Below are 16,874 nucleotides of genomic sequence, written 5' to 3'. Positions count from 1 at the left end.
GATCGGATAAAATCGGGGATAAGCAGCGGGCGGGACAAAGTGAACCCGAGCATGGCGTGAGGCCAGTTCAGGCGCGTGCCGATGCTTGCACCGGCAATAGTGGCGTCTTCGGCATATCCCGGTTCCTCATAAATTTCATCAACGTAACCTGCATCCAAACCTACAAACGGGGCAAAATTGCCGTAATTTGTTTGAATGGGCAGCGTTATGGTGTTGTTGACGAAGATGGCCCGATCTCCCCACAAAGCAGGCCCTTGAAACCCACGCACGGTGTATTCATCACCAATACCTTGCTTGTACGTGGTCACCGTACTGTCTTTGGCATACTGGCCTCCGACATGCATGGCGTACTCAAAATCCCGGTCATAAAGTTGAAGCCCACCTGACCAGGCCGTGTTAAAAGCAAACAATCTCACATTGGTGGGTTTGCCATTTTTTTTGAAAGCCGCATCGCTACCGCCAAACGCCGAAAGCCCTTGGGTCAAACTCCAGTCGCCATATAAAACTCCGCCTTGGAGCTTATTGACCATTTGTAATCCCATGGTCAGCGCGTTGTACCGTAAACTACTGGCTTCTAGATACGTGTCTTCTAAATAGTTCGCGCTTTCTTTACGTTCTAACTGCGAGTAAGCGGAAAGCTTGGTGTTCGTGTCCCGCCACAACGTATGCGACAGCTTGATGTCATAAGTTTGCGAGTCGCCATGGGTGGAATAATCACCGAAATTCCCCGACAGTATATTGCTGTAATAAGAGTCGCTGTAGCGTAGTTCAACAAGGCTGTAGCCCACCGGAAACGAATAATTCACCCCGGCGGAATATTCCGACTTATGCTCGTCATCCTTGAAGCGCCGGCCATTGCCATACACCGAAAGCGAGTCATTACCCAACAACAAGTCATTCAAACTGGACGTTAAAACATACTGATAGCGCCCATTGCTCGGAGAATTCACGCCGGAGTTATTCATGCCGAGCGAAACGGTATTGGCCTTGCTTGGGGTGGTGACAATATTCAGAAGCGAATAACCCGCGCGTTCCGACGGCACGACATCGATGGTGGCCCGCTTGGCGCCGTTGTTAAGGTTTTCAATCGCTTGATCCAGATCAAAAATATTAAGCGGTTTGCCGATGACACCCGGCATCGCTTGGAATGTCATCATCTTTTCCGCGATTGAGCTAGGAGCATTGCCATTGACGAGCCAACCTTCGACCAACCCCCAATCGATCACCAGCGTTAAAAGTCCGGACTTCATGTTGCCGGGAATGACTTTCACTGCGGTGGTCGAAAAGCCCTTTCCGCTGTAGCGATTGGTGATGTCGCGCACTAGGTAGAAGACGTCAGTGCCGTCGAGCTTACGACCGGTATAACGCTGCAATATGTCGTCAACCTCAACCGCGTCAGCAGGAAACAAACCCGTGTCAACTTCAATGTGGTTAATCATGAAGCTCGGTCCGCCACGAATCCCTGCGGGCTCAACCGTTTGATCGGGCTCATCAACCAAGCCTTCTGGGCTACGGCGCGCTTCATTGAGGGCGCGTTTGATCATAGCGTCTTGATAGATCTTATTCTGTTGATCCTGCTCCCGACTCGTCGGCAGGGCCTGTTGAGGGGCCGCGATCACCCATGAAGGAGGGATCGCTATTAGGAGTAAAAGCGCTGAGGTAATAAAGCGTCCTTTACGTTCCAATAAACTCATGGCGGCTCCTCGCGACCAAAAATAATAAATAGTTGTTGTAAGACGCTTCAAGATCATGCCAATGTTCAGTCGAACTGAAATGCATAGAAATCCTAAACAGAAACCGCGCTTCGCCAGAATCAAAAATTGTTATTTATTATTATTTAGATAATCAAACACGCCTCGCCCTCTTGCCGCTGGCGTTAATCGGCTTAAATATTGTTATTTTTTACACCAATCACTTCCGCCGCGGTCGATGGCGACCTACCATTTAGACACTTACGCGCTAAGGCCTAAGTTCAAACCCCTTGTTTTATTAAATTCGACGAGACTATTTTATGATTAGCATGAAGAAGTTTGCATTCGCGGCCAGCGTAGTGGTAGCGACGGCAATGGCGCAAACAGCAATGGCTGCCGATACCGGCGTGATCGATTTCACTGGAGAAGTGACAGATACCACTTGCGACGTTTCCGTTAACGGCGGCACCGCTAACGCCACTGTTACTTTGCCGCGCGTTTCGAGCAGCGCCTTGGCCAATGCGGCGGATGTCACTGGTCGCGTATTTGTGCGTATGAACCTGAGCAATTGCGGTCTGGTAGCAGGTGGCACCGGCACGCCAGCCACCGCCGTGCATGCATTCTGGCAGGCTTCGCCAATCATTAATGTCAATGGTCGTTTGAATAACCAGACCGCCGTTGCGAGCGGTGGTGCCACTAACGTTCAGATTCAAATGCTGAATGACACCTTGCAACCAATCGACCTGTCTAAGCCAGATGGTCAGCAGAACACTACCAACGCCACTATCGTTGGCGCAGCCGGTGCCGGTACTGCCGAACTGGTTCACTACGCCCAGTACTACGCCACCGGCCAGTCCACTCCGGGCTTGGTTACCTCGCAACTGGAATATGTTCTGAGCTACAACTGAATTCCAGTCAGTTAGGTAGAACCTGTCGGCGTTCCGCTCATTGGGAGGGAACGTCGGCTTTGTTTGCGGTCATCGCCGATGCCCGCGCAATGTCTGGCTGAGTACTTATATGAAGCGGCCTATTTATCATCGCGGCGGGGGAGTGCTCGCCCTGTTGGTGCCGTTGGTCACATTGGCGGATACACAGACCGTCACTGTCCTGGGTGAACTTAAAACGTCAACTTGTGAAGTGCGAATCAACGGCGCAAACACGGACGCCACCGTTGCCCTTCCTCCCACCACAGTGGCCAAACTTGCTTCGGTGGGCAATGTAGACGGTAAAACCAGTTTTACACTCAATCTGACTAATTGCAGTTCGACCGGTGAGGTAGTGCCGTATTTTCAGAACACGCAAAGCACCATCACCCCTCAAGGTCGACTCAACAATACTGCCAGTTCAAATCCTGCGAGCGCCGTTGAGCTGCAGCTGCTCGACAGTAACTCAGGGGTGGTGAACTTGAGCCTGGATAGCGATTCGCAAAACGCGGCGACGCCCACTGCGCCAACCGCAGGTGCGGTCAACTTTTCTTTTTATATTCAATATTACGCGACTGCCGCCGCCAGCGCTGGCGCGGTCAGTAGTGCACTCACTTACGTCATTAATTATCTCTAGCCCTTTGGGCCCAACATCGGTGAAACACCCATGTACCGCTACCCTACTCGTTTGTTCGTTACTTGGTTGATGACATTTTTAAGTGCTGTGTTATGCATGTCGACGGCTCACGCATCAATCGTGATTGATGGTACGCGCGTTATTTATCCAGCGAAGGCCGCGGAAGTGACGGTGCGCCTGACCAATAAAGGCGAAGCCCCTCGCTTGGTGCAGGCCTGGATTGATGACGGAGATGAAAAGTCCAGCCCCGAAAAGATCGACGTCCCCTTTATTATCTTGACCCCCATTTTCCGTATGGATCCCGACAAAGGACATGCCTTACGGGTTCGCTATACCCAGAGCAAACCGGTTCCCACCGATCGTGAATCGGTGTTTTGGTTGAATGTCCTTGAAATTCCCGCCAAGCCCGCCGGCGACACCAGTGACGCCAATTATCTGCAGTTTTCCCTGCGTACCCGTATCAAATTATTTTTCCGTCCTGAAGGCTTACCAGGCAGCGCAGCGGCGGCGCCAGAACAATTGGTCTGGCAGGCTCAACCAGGGGGACTACTGGTGAAAAACCCCAGCGCCTTTAACGTCTCGCTTAAGCGCGTCGAGTTGGGAGCTAAAGGCGACGCAGGCACTGTCGAAGGCATCATGGTGGCTCCCTTCTCACAAGCGGTGCTCAAGCTTGTAGGGGCTAAAACTTCGAACCCGTCCAGTACGGTTACCTACTTTCCAGTCAATGACTACGGTGGAACCCCCGAACTTAAAGCGACAGCCCTGCCTTATCATGGTCGGGCAGACTAAATCATCATGGCTCGTATAATTACTGCTCCTTCTCCCAAAGGCCCTCTGTATTGTGCTCAGGCCCTCAGCGCCTTATTGATTTTGCCTGCGGCGGCGCACGCCGACCTTCAACCTCAATATGCTGATGTGGAATTTGACCAGCGCATGCTGTGGGGCAACGAGGCTGAAAAAAGCCATGTTGACCTGTCGCGCTTTTCCAAGGGCAACCCCGTATCGCCTGGCACTTACTCGGTACAGTTTTATGTCAATGATAACTTCTACCAAGAGCAGACTGTTCTGTTCACCGCAGGGGCTGACGGTACCAATGCGACGGCATGTTTAACTCCTTTGCAAATGCGTATTTTTGCGTTGGATATGACGAAATTAGATCCCAAAGAACGCTTGTGGGTAACGGGGGTCGATGCCCCCGTACCGCCCTGCCAGCCTGTCAGCGCCATCATACCCGGGGCTTCATCCCGTTATGATCTGAACGAGCAGCGCCTGGATATACAGATTCCCCAACTTTATTTGGCGGAGCGTCCGCTTGACTATATCGATCCCTCTTTGTGGGACGATGGCATCACCGCGGGGCGGTTGAACTATGCCCTTAACCTGTTTAGCAACGAGTCCCAAGGCCAACAAACGACCGACGGTTTTTTACAACTGGACGCCGGTTTTAACTATGGTGGGTGGCGCTTTCGGCAATTATCGAGCTTGAGTCGCAATGAGGACACTCAGACCTACCAACGTCAACGCACTTATGCCGAAACGGATGTACCATCGCTGGGCTCAACCTTGAGACTGGGTGAAACTTATACCGATGGCCAGGTCTTCGATTCGTATAACTTTCGCGGCGCCATGTTGGCCACTGATGAGCGCATGCGGCCGGCTTCGCAACGAGGGTATGCCCCCGTGGTTCGCGGGACAGCCAACAGTAACGCCAAGGTCACCATCACCCAAGGCGGAATGACTTTGTACCAGCGCTCTGTGGCTCCGGGGCCCTTTGAGATTCGCGACTTGGCGCCGGTGGGCTACGGCAGTGACCTTGAAGTCACTATCACCGAAGCTGATGGGCAAAGTCGTACCTACACCGTACCGTATTCGGCTTCTGCGCAGTTGTTGCGCCCTGGTCAAATTAACTATTTCACGGCCATTGGCCAGGCGGAAGGCCCTGGACTGGATGATTACACGCCTAAGGTCGCTCAATTTACGACCACCTACGGCCTGAATAACACCCTAACCCCCTACGGTGGTGTGTTGGCCAGTGAGGATTATCACTCCGTGGCCTTCGGCAGCGCGCTTAACACACCCATTGGCGCGTTCTCAGCTGATTTTACCTACGCAAAAAACCTTCTGGACGATGTGCAGGCGAATGAAGGCAGCAGTGTGCGCGTGTTGTATTCCAAGCTTCTGGACGCTACCCAGACCAACATTACCCTGTCCAGCTATCGGTACTCGACTGAAGGCTATTGGTCATTCAGCGATATGGTGCAGAGCGAGAATAACCGGCGTGCGGGCGGCAGCGTCAGGGACAGCACGGTATTTTCGGTCAACGACAAACAAAAAAGCCGGTTTAGCGTCAACCTGACGCAATCGTTGGGTGAAGGCTGGGGCAGTCTTTATCTCAACGGCGAAACGCGCGATTACTGGAATCGTTCAGGCACCGACAGCTTGTATCAAATGACCTACAACAACTCGTTTAAAAACATTAATTACAGCTTCGAAATCGATCGCACCCTCAATCAAAACGGTTTTAACACGACTCAATACATCTTGAGTTTCACCATGCCACTCTTTCCATCGGACAGCGGTAATCGCCAATACCTAACCAGTCGCAACACCTTCGATGACAATAACAATGGCCAAGCCCAAGCGACCCTGACAGGTACGGCAGGCGCTGATGGACGCTACTCCTACGGTGCTACTGCCAGTCAAGCCTTGGGCAATAGTGGTGACAGTGGCAGTTTGAGCCTGAACGGCGCCTATCAAGGTGCGCTGGCCAATGTAAACCTCGGCGTCACTAAAGGTGACGGGTATACGCAGACCAACGCCGGTATTTCCGGCGGGATGCTTGTGCACGCTGACGGCATTACCTTGAGCCAAAGCCTGGGACAAACCGTGGCGCTGGTGGAAGCCAAGGATGCAGCGCAGGCAAAAATCATCAATGGGTACGGCACCAAGGTCGGTGATAGCGGTTACGGCGTCGTGCCAACCTTAACCCCCTATGCGCGTAATCGCGTCGAGCTCGATCCATTGGGATTGTCGACCGATGTGCAATTGGACTCCACCAGTAATGAGACTATTCCTGCGTCCGGGGCCATTGTGCGGGTCAAATTCAATACCTCACAAAAAACATCCGGCTTGATCACCGCCACCCTCAGTGATGGCTCGCCGCTGCCTTTTGGGGCTGATGTGAGAGATGCCCCCGCGGGCAGTACCGTGGGTTATGTTGGGCAAGGCGGTCACATATTCGTCCGCGGCATTGAGTCCACCGGAAAGTTGTTCATTGCGCTGAATAAAACCGACGGCTGTGTGATCAAGTATACGTTGACGAAGAAAGCGCCTACGGCTAAGGGCATGAATGCCATGGCCCAAGCCACAGGGATTTGTGAACCTTTCGCGCTGAGTACCGCCCATGTCCAAAAATAATGAAACCTCCTCCCTCAAATGGATATCACGCCGAGCGGTCCTGTTAGGCCTGTACATGGTTTGTTCGTCCGGCACCGCATACGCCGCGGGCTGTTCGATCATCCTCAACGGCACGGATGGGAGTGTCAGCCAGAACAGTCCCTTCATTTTGTCCTCAATTTTTAATATCGACACCGGCGGCAACGGCCCTCCGTCCTGGATGGATGCGGCGACCCTTCCGATCAACGCCCTGATGACCGACATCAGCTTTCCAACGAGTTCGCTCGGTGGCTGCTCGGTAGCGTCCACCGCGGTTGGGCATAAAGTCGAAATTTTGTTCGTGGCGCCCCCGGGCTCCTTGCCCAGCGGTAGCGGTTACATCGTGCCGAGCAATGTGCCTGGCGTGGGGTTGCGGTTGCAATTTCCGGGAAAAGTCAATGGACCGATAGCGAACTCCATTGTTGTGGCGGCGCCGACCGCCAACGTCAACCCCACCGGCGTGGTGACTTATTTGCCTTTCACACTGCGCGCCAGCTGGATGCGTACCGGACCGTTTTTGGCGACTCCCGGGGTGGAAACGTTCCTGAATGTGAGCAACGGTGGGGCCTTCAAAATTTATGACATGACGCTCGGTCAGCTGACGTCTGATGCCGGAAACCCGGTGTCGACCAACTTGCGACCCAGCAACACTGCGCCCAACAACATTCCAAGCTTGGTGGTGAAAACCCCGGCGTGCCAGGTCGGCAGTGTTGGAGGCGCTAACACGGGTCGTCAGGTCACCATGCAGAGTGTCAATGTCACTGACTTCAATGCCGTCGGCAATCAGGGGCCTATCAGCACCAGCCAAAAAGAAACTGGATGGTATTTTTCCTGTGAGGCTCTCGCCAATCAAAGTCTACCCGAGGTGTCCTTTAACACCGCCTTTCCGGGGCCGGAAGATGGCGTTGCGTTACCTACGGCTGACAGTACCTTGGGCATACAATTATTGATGCGAGGCGTGCCCGTCCAATTTGGGGTCACCTACCCGAATCAACCGCTCGGAGGTCCTGGCGCGCCGTTAACGGGTAAATATTCCAGTGACGACGGCGCCACCTTCCAGACTCAATACTTGCAAAACAACGAATTCAATGGCGAGGTGTTAAACATCCCCATCACGTTCCGCTACTACAAAAATGGCTCCCCCCTGGTGCCCGGCGCCTTCTCGGTGAATTATGCGTTCACCATTAATATCTTTTAAGGGTAGCCTTATGGTGCAACGGTCATGACGAGGGAAAAGCGGAGTCGGTAGGGTTGACTCTCTTGGAGCAAGACGCACCGGACGCAGAGTGTGGGCCGTTGGAGGAAAAGGAGATATCCGCTTGGGGCACGAAGCGGACGACCTCCCTCATAGTGCTTCGCACCTGGATCAGCCTCCGCTTCGTCGGCGTTAAGGGTTCATGCAGCGCAAACGACTCAACTCATAGATGTACATACACAGCGCCTCGCCATGCGGGGCGCTGAGTACTTGAAAGTTAAGGATCGCGCCAGGTTGGGTGGCGTATTGATATTTCGCGATGAGCTCAGCATTTTCTTGGTATGGGGTCCAGCGAGATCGCTGGTCCGTCATTACGTTTTTGACTTGTAACTGCCCACCGAGGGGGTGGGTGTTGAGGACGTCGGCATAAAAAGTCTCATAATGAGTCGTCCCGTCGACTTGATGGATTTCCGTTAAAGTAAACATTTGCTGATTGAGCGTCAGGTACTCTTCAGTCAGTTGTTCGGCGGTGGGTCGTAATTGTTTAAAAGTGGTTTGATATTCTCCGTTGTATTTGCGCGCGGCAAGCGACGTATAAAAAAGTGCGGCGCATATACAAGCCAATCCCGCCAGCACTAGCCAGGGTATCAGGATGCACAAAAAGGCTTTCAGAGCGCGGATTCTAGGCACTGTTGAACAACCTCCATCGGTTTTATACTGTTGTGGTCGAATTTTAAGTTTGACGTGCTGCCATCGGCGCGAATACATGAGACGGCATAGGTATTTTTACTGCTAAGAAGCCAGACTTCACCTTTTAACGTAACGGGGAGTTTGGCCTGATCAGCAGCAAACATATGTTGAAATTCTGATGCCTTATCGCGCGTGGCAGCAATAAAATGCAATGTCACCTTGTCATGGTAGGCGTTGGTAATCTGAATTCTGGACTCCTCGATTTCAGGTGCTTGAACCAGTGCTACTACCAGCAAAGGCAGCACCACCGCATAGCCGAGCAATAACTTTCGGCGATTGCTCATGGGCGGCATCATCGATAACAGCGTGGGAATCCCTGTTGGAGGATATAACATCTCAGAAGGCGTCGGGCGTATCGGAAGGTCCTCGGTGTCACCGATATGGCCTGCATCGTCAATGACGTACTGACGATTAAAGCGATATCCTCGTCGAGGAACGGTCATCAAAATCTCATGTTCGCGACTGTCATTGAGAATGGCTCTGAGTGAAAAAATCGCTTGATTCAGACTGCCCGAGGCGACAATACGGTCATCCCATACGTGCTCAACAATTTCAGCCCTGCTCTTAACACTGCCTGGCGCGCTCAACAAAAAACTTAGCAGGCGTGATTCAGCCCTGCCTAGGGTATGGTGATCAACTGTTTCGTTCGGTGACAGAATGGACAATGTGGAGTACTCCGGGTCAAAGGTCACCACTTCTCCCCGCTTTAATCGAAACACATAGTTCATGCTGGAACTCCCGTCAGATGAGCTTATGAAGTGCCCTCGTCGTCGATAACATCGAGAAAGTGAGGTTGCCACCCAAGGGCAATGGTGCATAACGCTCATTGACGCTCTGCCGTGTGTCGTGGCGATTGAACCGATCATTTTTACTTTTTAAATTGAACTGCACAGACGAGATAACTGGCTGTAGGGTAATCCTGCAACTGAGGGTTAGTGCGGGCTCTAGCCACTCTGTCTGCCGTGCAGGAATTGGGAGGCGGCGTCACTTCCGTCACGCCCGTCAATCAATGATCTTTAAGCGCAGTGAGCCCGCCGTGGGGCGGATGAGGAAAGGGTCAGGCATGAGTGAGAGCGGGTGTCTTGATCAGACTGCGCCTGTACCTGGGCGAGTTGAGGCTCGGATTGAGCTTAGCCATGGGCGTCGATAAACCTCATCATCCGCCTTTCAGGATTTCCCTACAGCGATTCAAAAATACTTGCGGTTCAATGGCGCTACAAGCAGGAGTTTCTTCGTCGCTGCCGGATTAGGTTGTGCTTTTCGGTGTGTCGCCCCATCAGGTAGACCTGTGCGCACCCAATCAGTGCGCCTCACAAGAGCGAATTCAGGCCATCTGCGGATTCGCTGCATAGCGATCGCAATCAAGGACCCTAAATGAACCTGTTGCGAAAGTTGTGCGCTGTTATGGCTTCGGACAGTGGTTTGCTGTCCAGTGGCGTTCTTTCAATGAAAGGCGCAGCCCTTAGACGATGGTGGTTATTGACGCTGTGGATTCCCGGCGCTCTGACTGTGGTCGCGATGATCTGGCTAATCAGTGACCGATTGACGCAGATGCAAACGGTGCGCGGCATGAGCGAGCTAGCTCTTGACGTTCATGCGCGTGCTCAGCAGATCGATGAGCAGGTCGATCGTGTCTTGACGACCATGAGCGCACTAAGCGCCTCGAATAAAAGCTGTACGGCCTCAGTGTTCCAGGCGCTGGCCAAGGCGGTCAGAGCTGACCGGTACGTGTATGAAGCAGCCCTGCTGATGCCCGACGGTTCAGTCTGCTCATCTTATGGCTACCCGCTTGCCCGGTCCGTTCTCCCGCACCGAGGAGCAATTACTTATTATCCGCGCAGAGAACGCGAGTATTGGTTTCCAGGTCTACTCACCGACGATGTGAATCAGGATTACATTGTCATTGCCCAGGATAAGGCGTTTGTCTGGGTGAACAAGGACCTGTTTTTTGACGGCCTACCCAGCTTTTCATCCCGAGCTTACCGACTCATCGATGGGCGCGATGCGCACGTGGTGATGGCTCGAGACGATGACCCGATTGCCATTGGCCGGCCGCCACCCGTAGGGCAGTTGGTAGCCCATAAAGACGCCTGGTACCTCGCATTGGCCACGCCATGGCCTAATGTACTCGGCGTCATCAGTGAGCCAGCGACCGAGGTTAACCAGACGCGCTGGTTGATATTTCTCGCCGTGTTGTTTGGCAGCGGCATATCGAGCTTTGGGCTTGTGCAGGTTGGACGCTATGTTTATCGGCATCAGTTGTCGCTTGCCGCTCAGCTCTCACGGGCCATGCGCCACAATCGTTTGAACCTCCATTATCAGCCGATCGTCGATCTGCGCACGGGGGATTGGCGCGGTGCCGAGGCCTTATTACGCTGGAGCGTCAAGGGACGAACACTGAGTCCAGCCATGGTGGTCGCCGAGGCTCAGCGCTGCGGCTTGACCAATGAATTGACTCGCTGGATATGTCGACGGGTCGCTGAGGAATATGCGGCTTTTTTTCAATATTGCGACAGTTTGTACATCACCATCAATTTATCTGCCGAGGACTTGGCAGACAGCCAGTTTGCTGACTTTGTCAGTGCATTGTTCCGTGAATACCATGTCCCTGCTGCAGTGATTGTATTTGAGCTTACCGAAAGCGTGGTGCTGGACAAGGATGCCGCAGCCTCTCAGATGCGGCGATTAAAAGAACTTGGGCATCGTATCGCCGTTGACGACTTTGGCACTGGCTATTCTAATCTGGCATATTTAGAGCACCTGCCGATTGACATTCTTAAAATAGATCGCTCTTTCTTAACCCTCGACCGCTGTCACGCATCTAAAGCCATGTGGCGACAAGTGCTGCGTATTGCTCAAACGATGCAATACAGTGTCGTAGCCGAAGGTGTGGAGTTCACAGAGCAGGCGCATCTGCTTAGCCAGGCTGGAGTCACGCTGGCGCAAGGCTGGTTATACTCCCCCGCTTTGCCTGCTCGCCAACTCGCGCTACAGCGTGCAGCGGGGTCCTCCGCACTCTGACGTGCAATGGATTAAAGGTCCGGTTCGGCGCCTATTATTACCTGCAAGTGAAGTAGCGGTGTACCGGTATCGCACGGTAATTTTCCAGCGCCGGAACTAAAACCGTGGACACCCACTTTGGCTGCTTACATGACCATTTTTCAGTATTGCCTTACAGAAAAGCCCAGAGCAATGGCGCTTACTGAATCTAGAGAGCGCGATTAAACAGATTGGGTTTGCTCGGGCTTTTTTCTGGTGCGCTCTGATGTTCAGCTACGTCGTTATTAGCAAGGAAGTCACATCCAACTGGATTCACTTACTTTTCCTTGGAAGCAACTATGAAAAGACTATTGGTGTTGCCACTGTGCCTTTTAACGCATGCCGCTGTGGCGGCTACGTCTGTTGACATTACCGTGACGGGTATCATCTCGCCGCCCGCTTGCGATATTGCTATGACGGGCAATGGTCAGATCGATTTTGGCGAGATTGTCTTGGCTCCGACAGGCGTCTCGGATGCCCCTCAGCGAGTCAGCCAAACGCTAAGTATCACCTGTGCAGCCCCCTCTTATGCGGGTTTTAGATTAGTCGATAACCGAGCTGCCACCGTGCCGTCATCGGTGATTGCCCCTGATCATTTTGGATTGGGATTAGATGGCGCAAGTCATCCTATAGGCTATTACGACATGGCGCTCCAAACTATACTAGCGGATTCAGCCACAGGATTAGTTAAAGTTTCGACGGATAATGGTAGTACCTGGGCTAATGCTTCGGCCGCGCTTCTTAAGAGTTATGCATCAGGCTCGAATACCTATGCCTTTGATTCCGCGACAACCCCGACCACCGCGCCTAAGGCGGTGACAAATGCATCAAGTCTAATTGCAGTGGCCTATCATATTCAGCCGCGTAACACTTTGGATACCAGTAGCACAATAGACCTCGATGGCTCTGCCACATTCGAGCTGATTTACCTATAAGACCCGTGTTGTTGTAGCGGGAAGCGGCCAGGTAATGGATTTCCTGCAAATTGTGTCAGCTCTAGCTTGTTAGGCCAGCGCCTCAGCTTGATAGAGCATCGGCTCGACACTTATTGAGCTTAGGGACTTGTACTGGGAGTCCGCACCCGGTGGCAATGCATTATCGTAACGGCAACTGTGTCGTGTTTCATCCCAGGAGGGCTTTGTATAGGGCGCTTGATGCCAGTTTCTGCGACCCCGTCAGCAGTGCGCCCTCGCACGGGGGCGCCTAACATGGTTATAACACGGATGGCAAAATGATCTGCAGAAGGAGGCGCGGAACCCCATAAACGGCTTTAGACGGCGGGTACTCGCCAGCGGATTGCGAGGCAGCGACCCAATTTGCTCGGTTATTGGATAACCTGGGGCGAAGACTATGGCAGAACCTCATAACCGCGCTGCTGCAGGCACGCACTGTACACCGAGTTATTGGCTCTTACTGCCTGGTCGGTCGCAGCCATGGCTTGTTGGCGTTGGTGCCGCTGGCGGGCACCACCGACTATAGCTCCCGCCGTCGCAGCGCTGATCGCGTGATTTTGACGATAATCTTGTTGTGTGTCGTGACTGAGTTGATCATAGATACGCTCATGTTGATGCCCTTTGATTTGCGCTGCTGTGACACCCGCCGCGGCACCGACGGCCGCTCCTCGAACTCGCCCGCCAATGGCGACATCGGTAGAAATCGGATGCTGGTCATTGGCTTGGGTGCGACAGGTGCCCGTGTCTTTCTGAATCGTTTCTGAGCTTTGATTTTTCAGCGGAACCACTGTCGCTGCCCCGGCTGTCACACTAAAAATCAAGCTGACCGCGAATACGGTCATGGCACATACATTCATAATTAGCGTCCTGTGAAAGGCTGCACAGCCGGCTCTTGTTAGAGCTCGGTATTGTCGGAGGTGGAGTTAAAGCCATCGCCCGAAGAGGGCTCGATCGCTGCAAATACGGTGTTTAGAGGGCGGTGATGTCGGTCTAAGAAAGACTTAAAAGTTGGTAAAAAATAACCGCTGAAAGCAAACCGATGCCTGCCCCTGCGAGCATTGCTAGCCCCAGAGCCGCTAGCTGACAGACCCATTCCCGGGAGCACGATTCTGGAGGTCGTGATGGGGGGCGTAACGAAAAATTCAGGGAGTCAGACGAATCTTCCTGGGTAGTAGGCGCATTAGCCCTCCGACCGTTCATTCGCCTGCACCTCCGGCCTGCCTTTATCTTGATCGCCTAAGAAATAGGTTTCACTCTCGATCAGCAGATGAGGGCTCGCCTCAAGGCTAAGTTGAACGGTATGACTGTCGGTGCTGATGATTTTAAGCACGATGTCATCTCCGATGAATATACGCTCACCGGGAAGCCGGGCCAGCTTGAGCATACTTGCTCCCAAAAGAGAATTTTCACAGCGTTGTCTTATTGCGAGGAGTCGGTAACGGGATTCGCCACAGGGGCTTAACCAAGGTCGATTGATCATCCTTCGCCAGCGCAGCTCCTCACTAGGACTCATTTAAATGGGTTAGCGAAGGAAAACTTCCAGATCGTTGGTAAGCGCTCTGATCGCGCCTTTGAACGCCTGCGCGGTTATCGGCTGGCTGGCATTTTTAAGCTGTTCGCCAAACGCTTTGCGCACGACCTTGGCCACGGTTTGCGAGGTCTGCATGTCGATCAACTCGGCTTCAAGATATAGCTCGGTATTTTGATCTCGATGGCCAGTGGCGGCGCCCACTCCGCTAATGACCGCAGCCACCGGGACCACCTCATACCATTTGATGCCTTCGTTGGAGGCACTCACACCCGTGATCGCAACGCGAAGCTCCAGAGCGCGAGCATTGGCCGGGACTGCGTCTACATTGGCGAGCAAGTGGTACTTTTGGCTCAAAACTTTCTTAGTAATTTTGCTCATGTAGGCTTGCAACTGATCGAGAGTCGCCTGATCTACGCGTTCATTGGGCTTGGGTGACGGAAACAATTCCAGTTGCTGGAAAACGACTGTGTCGTAGGCATCCGGATCCCATGATGGACTGGTCCAACGTAGGGATTCCTCACCGCTTGGCGTAGTGACGGTGTGCAGATCCTCGTAATTTTCTAGAAAACCGGAGTACTGGGTTTTGCTGGTAATTTTGGAGGTGCAAGCGCCGAGCAGTAAGCTACTCAATACCATGCCAAACAACAGCTTTCGAGAGGTGTTCATCTGGTTATTTCCGTTGGACAAAATCAAGGACGACGAGATTGCAGTAAAACGAGCCCTGCTTACGCTTGCCATCAAGTGGCAGCGACTGGCGCCAGTCATTCCTGAGGGGGCGCGAAAAGACTGTCTTCCCAGGAGAGATCAGCGGCTACAGCGCACTGTGGTGACCATCAATATGACCCTGCAATCACTGTTAGATCGCTAGGATGGCGCGAGCCAACTCGACGTCGCTCAGCGAGCTCAGCTCCGGTGTGGAGTGACGAATGTATTGCAACGCACTTTCCAGCTGCGCTCCGCGAATGCTCCCGTCGGTAGCCACAAAACTGGCTGCATCATCTTGGGCGGCAAGTACAATTTTGTTGTCTTTGAGCGAGGACGACAGTTTGGAGGTGACATTGGACGTGGCTTTTACAGCATCGGAAATGGAGGCGCTGACCATGCTGGATGCTTGGACATTTGCCGCCATGGCCATCAGTAGAGCAGCCATTGCTGAACAGATGAAACGAAGCATAGGGGCTCCTGTGAAAGGTAAAAGTAGACTGGTCGCTGGACAAATACGTCCTTCTATCGACGCCAGTGAACAGAATGGGAGGCTCTGGGGAACTTGTGGTTGGCAGATGCCGCCATTCTTAAGCTCGTTATCTACAGACCATAGTTAAATGACCTGAGCGATTAGAGGTCAAAAACCCGCGCTGTGGCTGTAGGTAAATCCTGCAAATAAAGATGGACAACCGAACTCTCGGGCGCGGTTTGGCAATCCGCAATCTGGCCACCCATCGAGTCAGACCACGCTCTATACGAGCGTGCCTGCGGATAGCCCATGAACTCCCCTCGCGATCCTTACCGGCTGTGCCAGGGGCCTTGCCGCGTGCCTGTGCGCGCCGATAAGGAGTTTTAGAGGCTGCGGTCTTGCAACGCCCCCTTTCATATCCTGCCTGGTATTGAATGAAAAATGTCACTTCAACACCACAGTCACCCGCAAAACTGTACCTATATCCAGCCGCTGGAGTGAGGATCCGCTGTTTGCTGCTAATCCTCGAATCAGGTAAGCCCTACGCATAATCGGGCAGGCACCCTGCATTTTGGGAAGGCTTACGCGAGTAGCATGATTTGTGTCGCACGTAATTGCGCGTTGCGATGGCACTTTACCCACTGCGCTAAACGACCGCCAATAGCTCTCCTGAAAAACTACGTCACGGACCGGCACTCAGGGGGAACTGTCTGAGTTTTGCTCTGGTGACAAAAGCTTGATTCACGTTACGATGCGACACCTGGCCATCAATGATGGCCTTGTGACATCACTGCGAGAGAGCTGGCTGCTTTGCGGAAATCCGCCCGGCCCCAGAGTTTTATAGGTCGCCATTTGAATTGGAACATTAGCGTTGACTCAAATACCCACTCAGCCACAAGGTTTTGCCTCATGTACAGAAAAAGGAATCAACTTAGAGAGGTCCGTCCCAGACCAGAAGGCCGTATTCTGATTGCCGATGACGATCCAGTCATTCGTACTGTATTAGCGATGCGCCTGCTTCGTGAAGGCTACATAGTGGCCGGCGAGGCCAGCAGCGGCGTTGAGACCTTGCGCCTTGCCCAAAGCTGCTCCCCCTCTTTGATATTGCTGGATCTGGATATGCCGTTGATGGAGGGATTGTCTACCTTGCGACGATTGCGTGAGGAGCATCCTTCGTTACCGGTACTCGTGTTAAGCACCCTTGATGCTAATGTGTACAGTTATCGCTGCATTCGCCTGGGCGCTAAAGGCTTTATTAGCAAAAACGTCGGCGTTACGTTGATTTTGAATGCTATTAATCAGGTATTGGAGGGACGAATGCTGTTTCCCTACCAAACCACCGCCGGCGTCGCTAGTGATTTGTCCGACGGCGAGATTGTCGCGCTTCGCTGCTTGGTTCTGGGCGGTAGTCACGACAGTATTGCATCAGCCTTAATGATCACCGCGACCGATGCTCAGAAGATCAACAATCGCCTCAATGCTAAATTGGGCATGACTGGCAATGATGAGTTGATCAGCTTTGGTCGGAGCTTGACGTGGAGTTGAG

At 53.0% G+C, this 16,874-nt stretch carries 15 protein-coding genes; 8 read left to right on the top strand and 7 right to left on the bottom strand.

Annotation, left to right across the window (positions count from 1 at the left end; translation table 11 throughout):
• A partial coding sequence (locus D8V06_RS13355; protein ID WP_177434420.1) for a ShlB/FhaC/HecB family hemolysin secretion/activation protein occupies window positions 1–1,694 on the bottom strand: 1,694 nt, incomplete at its 3' end.
• A gap of 317 nt (window positions 1,695–2,011) precedes the next feature.
• Between D8V06_RS13355 and D8V06_RS13350 the strand changes: the two genes are divergently transcribed.
• The 5 genes from D8V06_RS13350 to D8V06_RS13330 all read left to right on the top strand — a co-directional run bounded on the left by D8V06_RS13350 (window position 2,012) and on the right by D8V06_RS13330 (window position 7,884).
• A complete protein-coding gene (locus D8V06_RS13350) occupies window positions 2,012–2,599 on the top strand; it encodes a fimbrial protein (RefSeq protein WP_130905490.1) in 588 nt (195 codons plus the stop codon).
• Window positions 2,600–2,708: 109 nt separating this feature from the next.
• Window positions 2,709–3,251: a fimbrial protein gene (locus tag D8V06_RS13345; RefSeq protein ID WP_130905491.1), complete on the top strand. Its 543-nt coding sequence runs from the start codon at window positions 2,709–2,711 to the stop codon at window positions 3,249–3,251.
• Between the two features lie 30 nt (window positions 3,252–3,281).
• Window positions 3,282–4,040, top strand: a complete 759-nt coding sequence (locus D8V06_RS13340) for a fimbria/pilus periplasmic chaperone (protein WP_130905492.1) — start codon at window positions 3,282–3,284, stop codon at window positions 4,038–4,040.
• 6 nt (window positions 4,041–4,046) lie between these two features.
• On the top strand, window positions 4,047–6,668 hold the full coding sequence (locus tag D8V06_RS13335) for a fimbria/pilus outer membrane usher protein (protein ID WP_130905493.1): 2,622 nt from the start codon (window positions 4,047–4,049) through the stop codon (window positions 6,666–6,668).
• On the top strand, window positions 6,655–7,884 hold the full coding sequence (locus D8V06_RS13330; protein WP_130905494.1) for a hypothetical protein: 1,230 nt from the start codon (window positions 6,655–6,657) through the stop codon (window positions 7,882–7,884). The genes D8V06_RS13335 and D8V06_RS13330 overlap by 14 nt, the downstream gene beginning before the upstream one ends.
• Window positions 7,885–8,073: 189 nt before the next feature.
• Here D8V06_RS13330 and D8V06_RS13325 read toward each other — a convergent pair whose 3' ends face one another.
• Both D8V06_RS13325 and D8V06_RS13320 read right to left on the bottom strand, forming a co-directional pair.
• The gene (locus D8V06_RS13325; protein ID WP_130905495.1) at window positions 8,074–8,571 is read right to left on the bottom strand and encodes a hypothetical protein; all 498 of its coding nucleotides are present in this window, start codon (window positions 8,569–8,571) and stop codon (window positions 8,074–8,076) included.
• Complete coding sequence (locus D8V06_RS13320; RefSeq protein WP_177434419.1) at window positions 8,550–9,359, bottom strand: winged helix-turn-helix domain-containing protein; 810 nt, start codon at window positions 9,357–9,359, stop codon at window positions 8,550–8,552. Before D8V06_RS13320 ends, D8V06_RS13325 begins: the two co-directional genes overlap by 22 nt.
• Before the next feature lie 646 nt (window positions 9,360–10,005).
• Here D8V06_RS13320 and D8V06_RS13315 point away from each other — a divergent pair.
• Window positions 10,006–11,652, top strand: a complete 1,647-nt coding sequence (locus D8V06_RS13315; RefSeq protein ID WP_130905497.1) for an EAL domain-containing protein — start codon at window positions 10,006–10,008, stop codon at window positions 11,650–11,652.
• Between the two features lie 317 nt (window positions 11,653–11,969).
• Window positions 11,970–12,605 carry a DUF1120 domain-containing protein gene (locus D8V06_RS13310; RefSeq protein WP_130905498.1) on the top strand — a complete coding sequence of 212 codons (636 nt, stop codon included), beginning with the start codon at window positions 11,970–11,972 and terminating at the stop codon, window positions 12,603–12,605.
• A gap of 413 nt (window positions 12,606–13,018) precedes the next feature.
• On the opposite strand, the gene D8V06_RS13305 is transcribed toward D8V06_RS13310, so the two are convergent.
• The 4 genes from D8V06_RS13305 to D8V06_RS13290 form a co-directional block, all read right to left on the bottom strand.
• Window positions 13,019–13,465, bottom strand: coding sequence for a YMGG-like glycine zipper-containing protein (locus D8V06_RS13305; RefSeq protein WP_241667816.1), 447 nt, complete (start codon window positions 13,463–13,465; stop codon window positions 13,019–13,021).
• 338 nt (window positions 13,466–13,803) lie between these two features.
• A complete protein-coding gene (locus tag D8V06_RS30390) occupies window positions 13,804–14,007 on the bottom strand; it encodes a carbon storage regulator (RefSeq protein ID WP_177434418.1) in 204 nt (67 codons plus the stop codon).
• Window positions 14,008–14,145: 138 nt separating this feature from the next.
• Window positions 14,146–14,820, bottom strand: coding sequence for a DUF3313 domain-containing protein (locus D8V06_RS13295; RefSeq protein WP_130905501.1), 675 nt, complete (start codon window positions 14,818–14,820; stop codon window positions 14,146–14,148).
• Window positions 14,821–15,010: 190 nt separating this feature from the next.
• A complete protein-coding gene (locus tag D8V06_RS13290) occupies window positions 15,011–15,328 on the bottom strand; it encodes a DUF2388 domain-containing protein (protein WP_130905502.1) in 318 nt (105 codons plus the stop codon).
• A 909-nt stretch (window positions 15,329–16,237) separates the two neighbouring features.
• Between D8V06_RS13290 and D8V06_RS13285 the strand changes: the two genes are divergently transcribed.
• Window positions 16,238–16,873 carry a response regulator transcription factor gene (locus D8V06_RS13285; RefSeq protein WP_130905503.1) on the top strand — a complete coding sequence of 212 codons (636 nt, stop codon included), beginning with the start codon at window positions 16,238–16,240 and terminating at the stop codon, window positions 16,871–16,873.
• The last annotated feature ends 1 nt before the right edge of the window (window position 16,874 follow it).

Origin of the sequence: Pseudomonas sp. Sample_24 (genome assembly GCF_004307605.1) — a bacterium.
GTDB lineage: Bacteria > Pseudomonadota > Gammaproteobacteria > Pseudomonadales > Pseudomonadaceae > Aquipseudomonas.
This window is presented reverse-complemented; position numbering and strand designations above follow the sequence as displayed.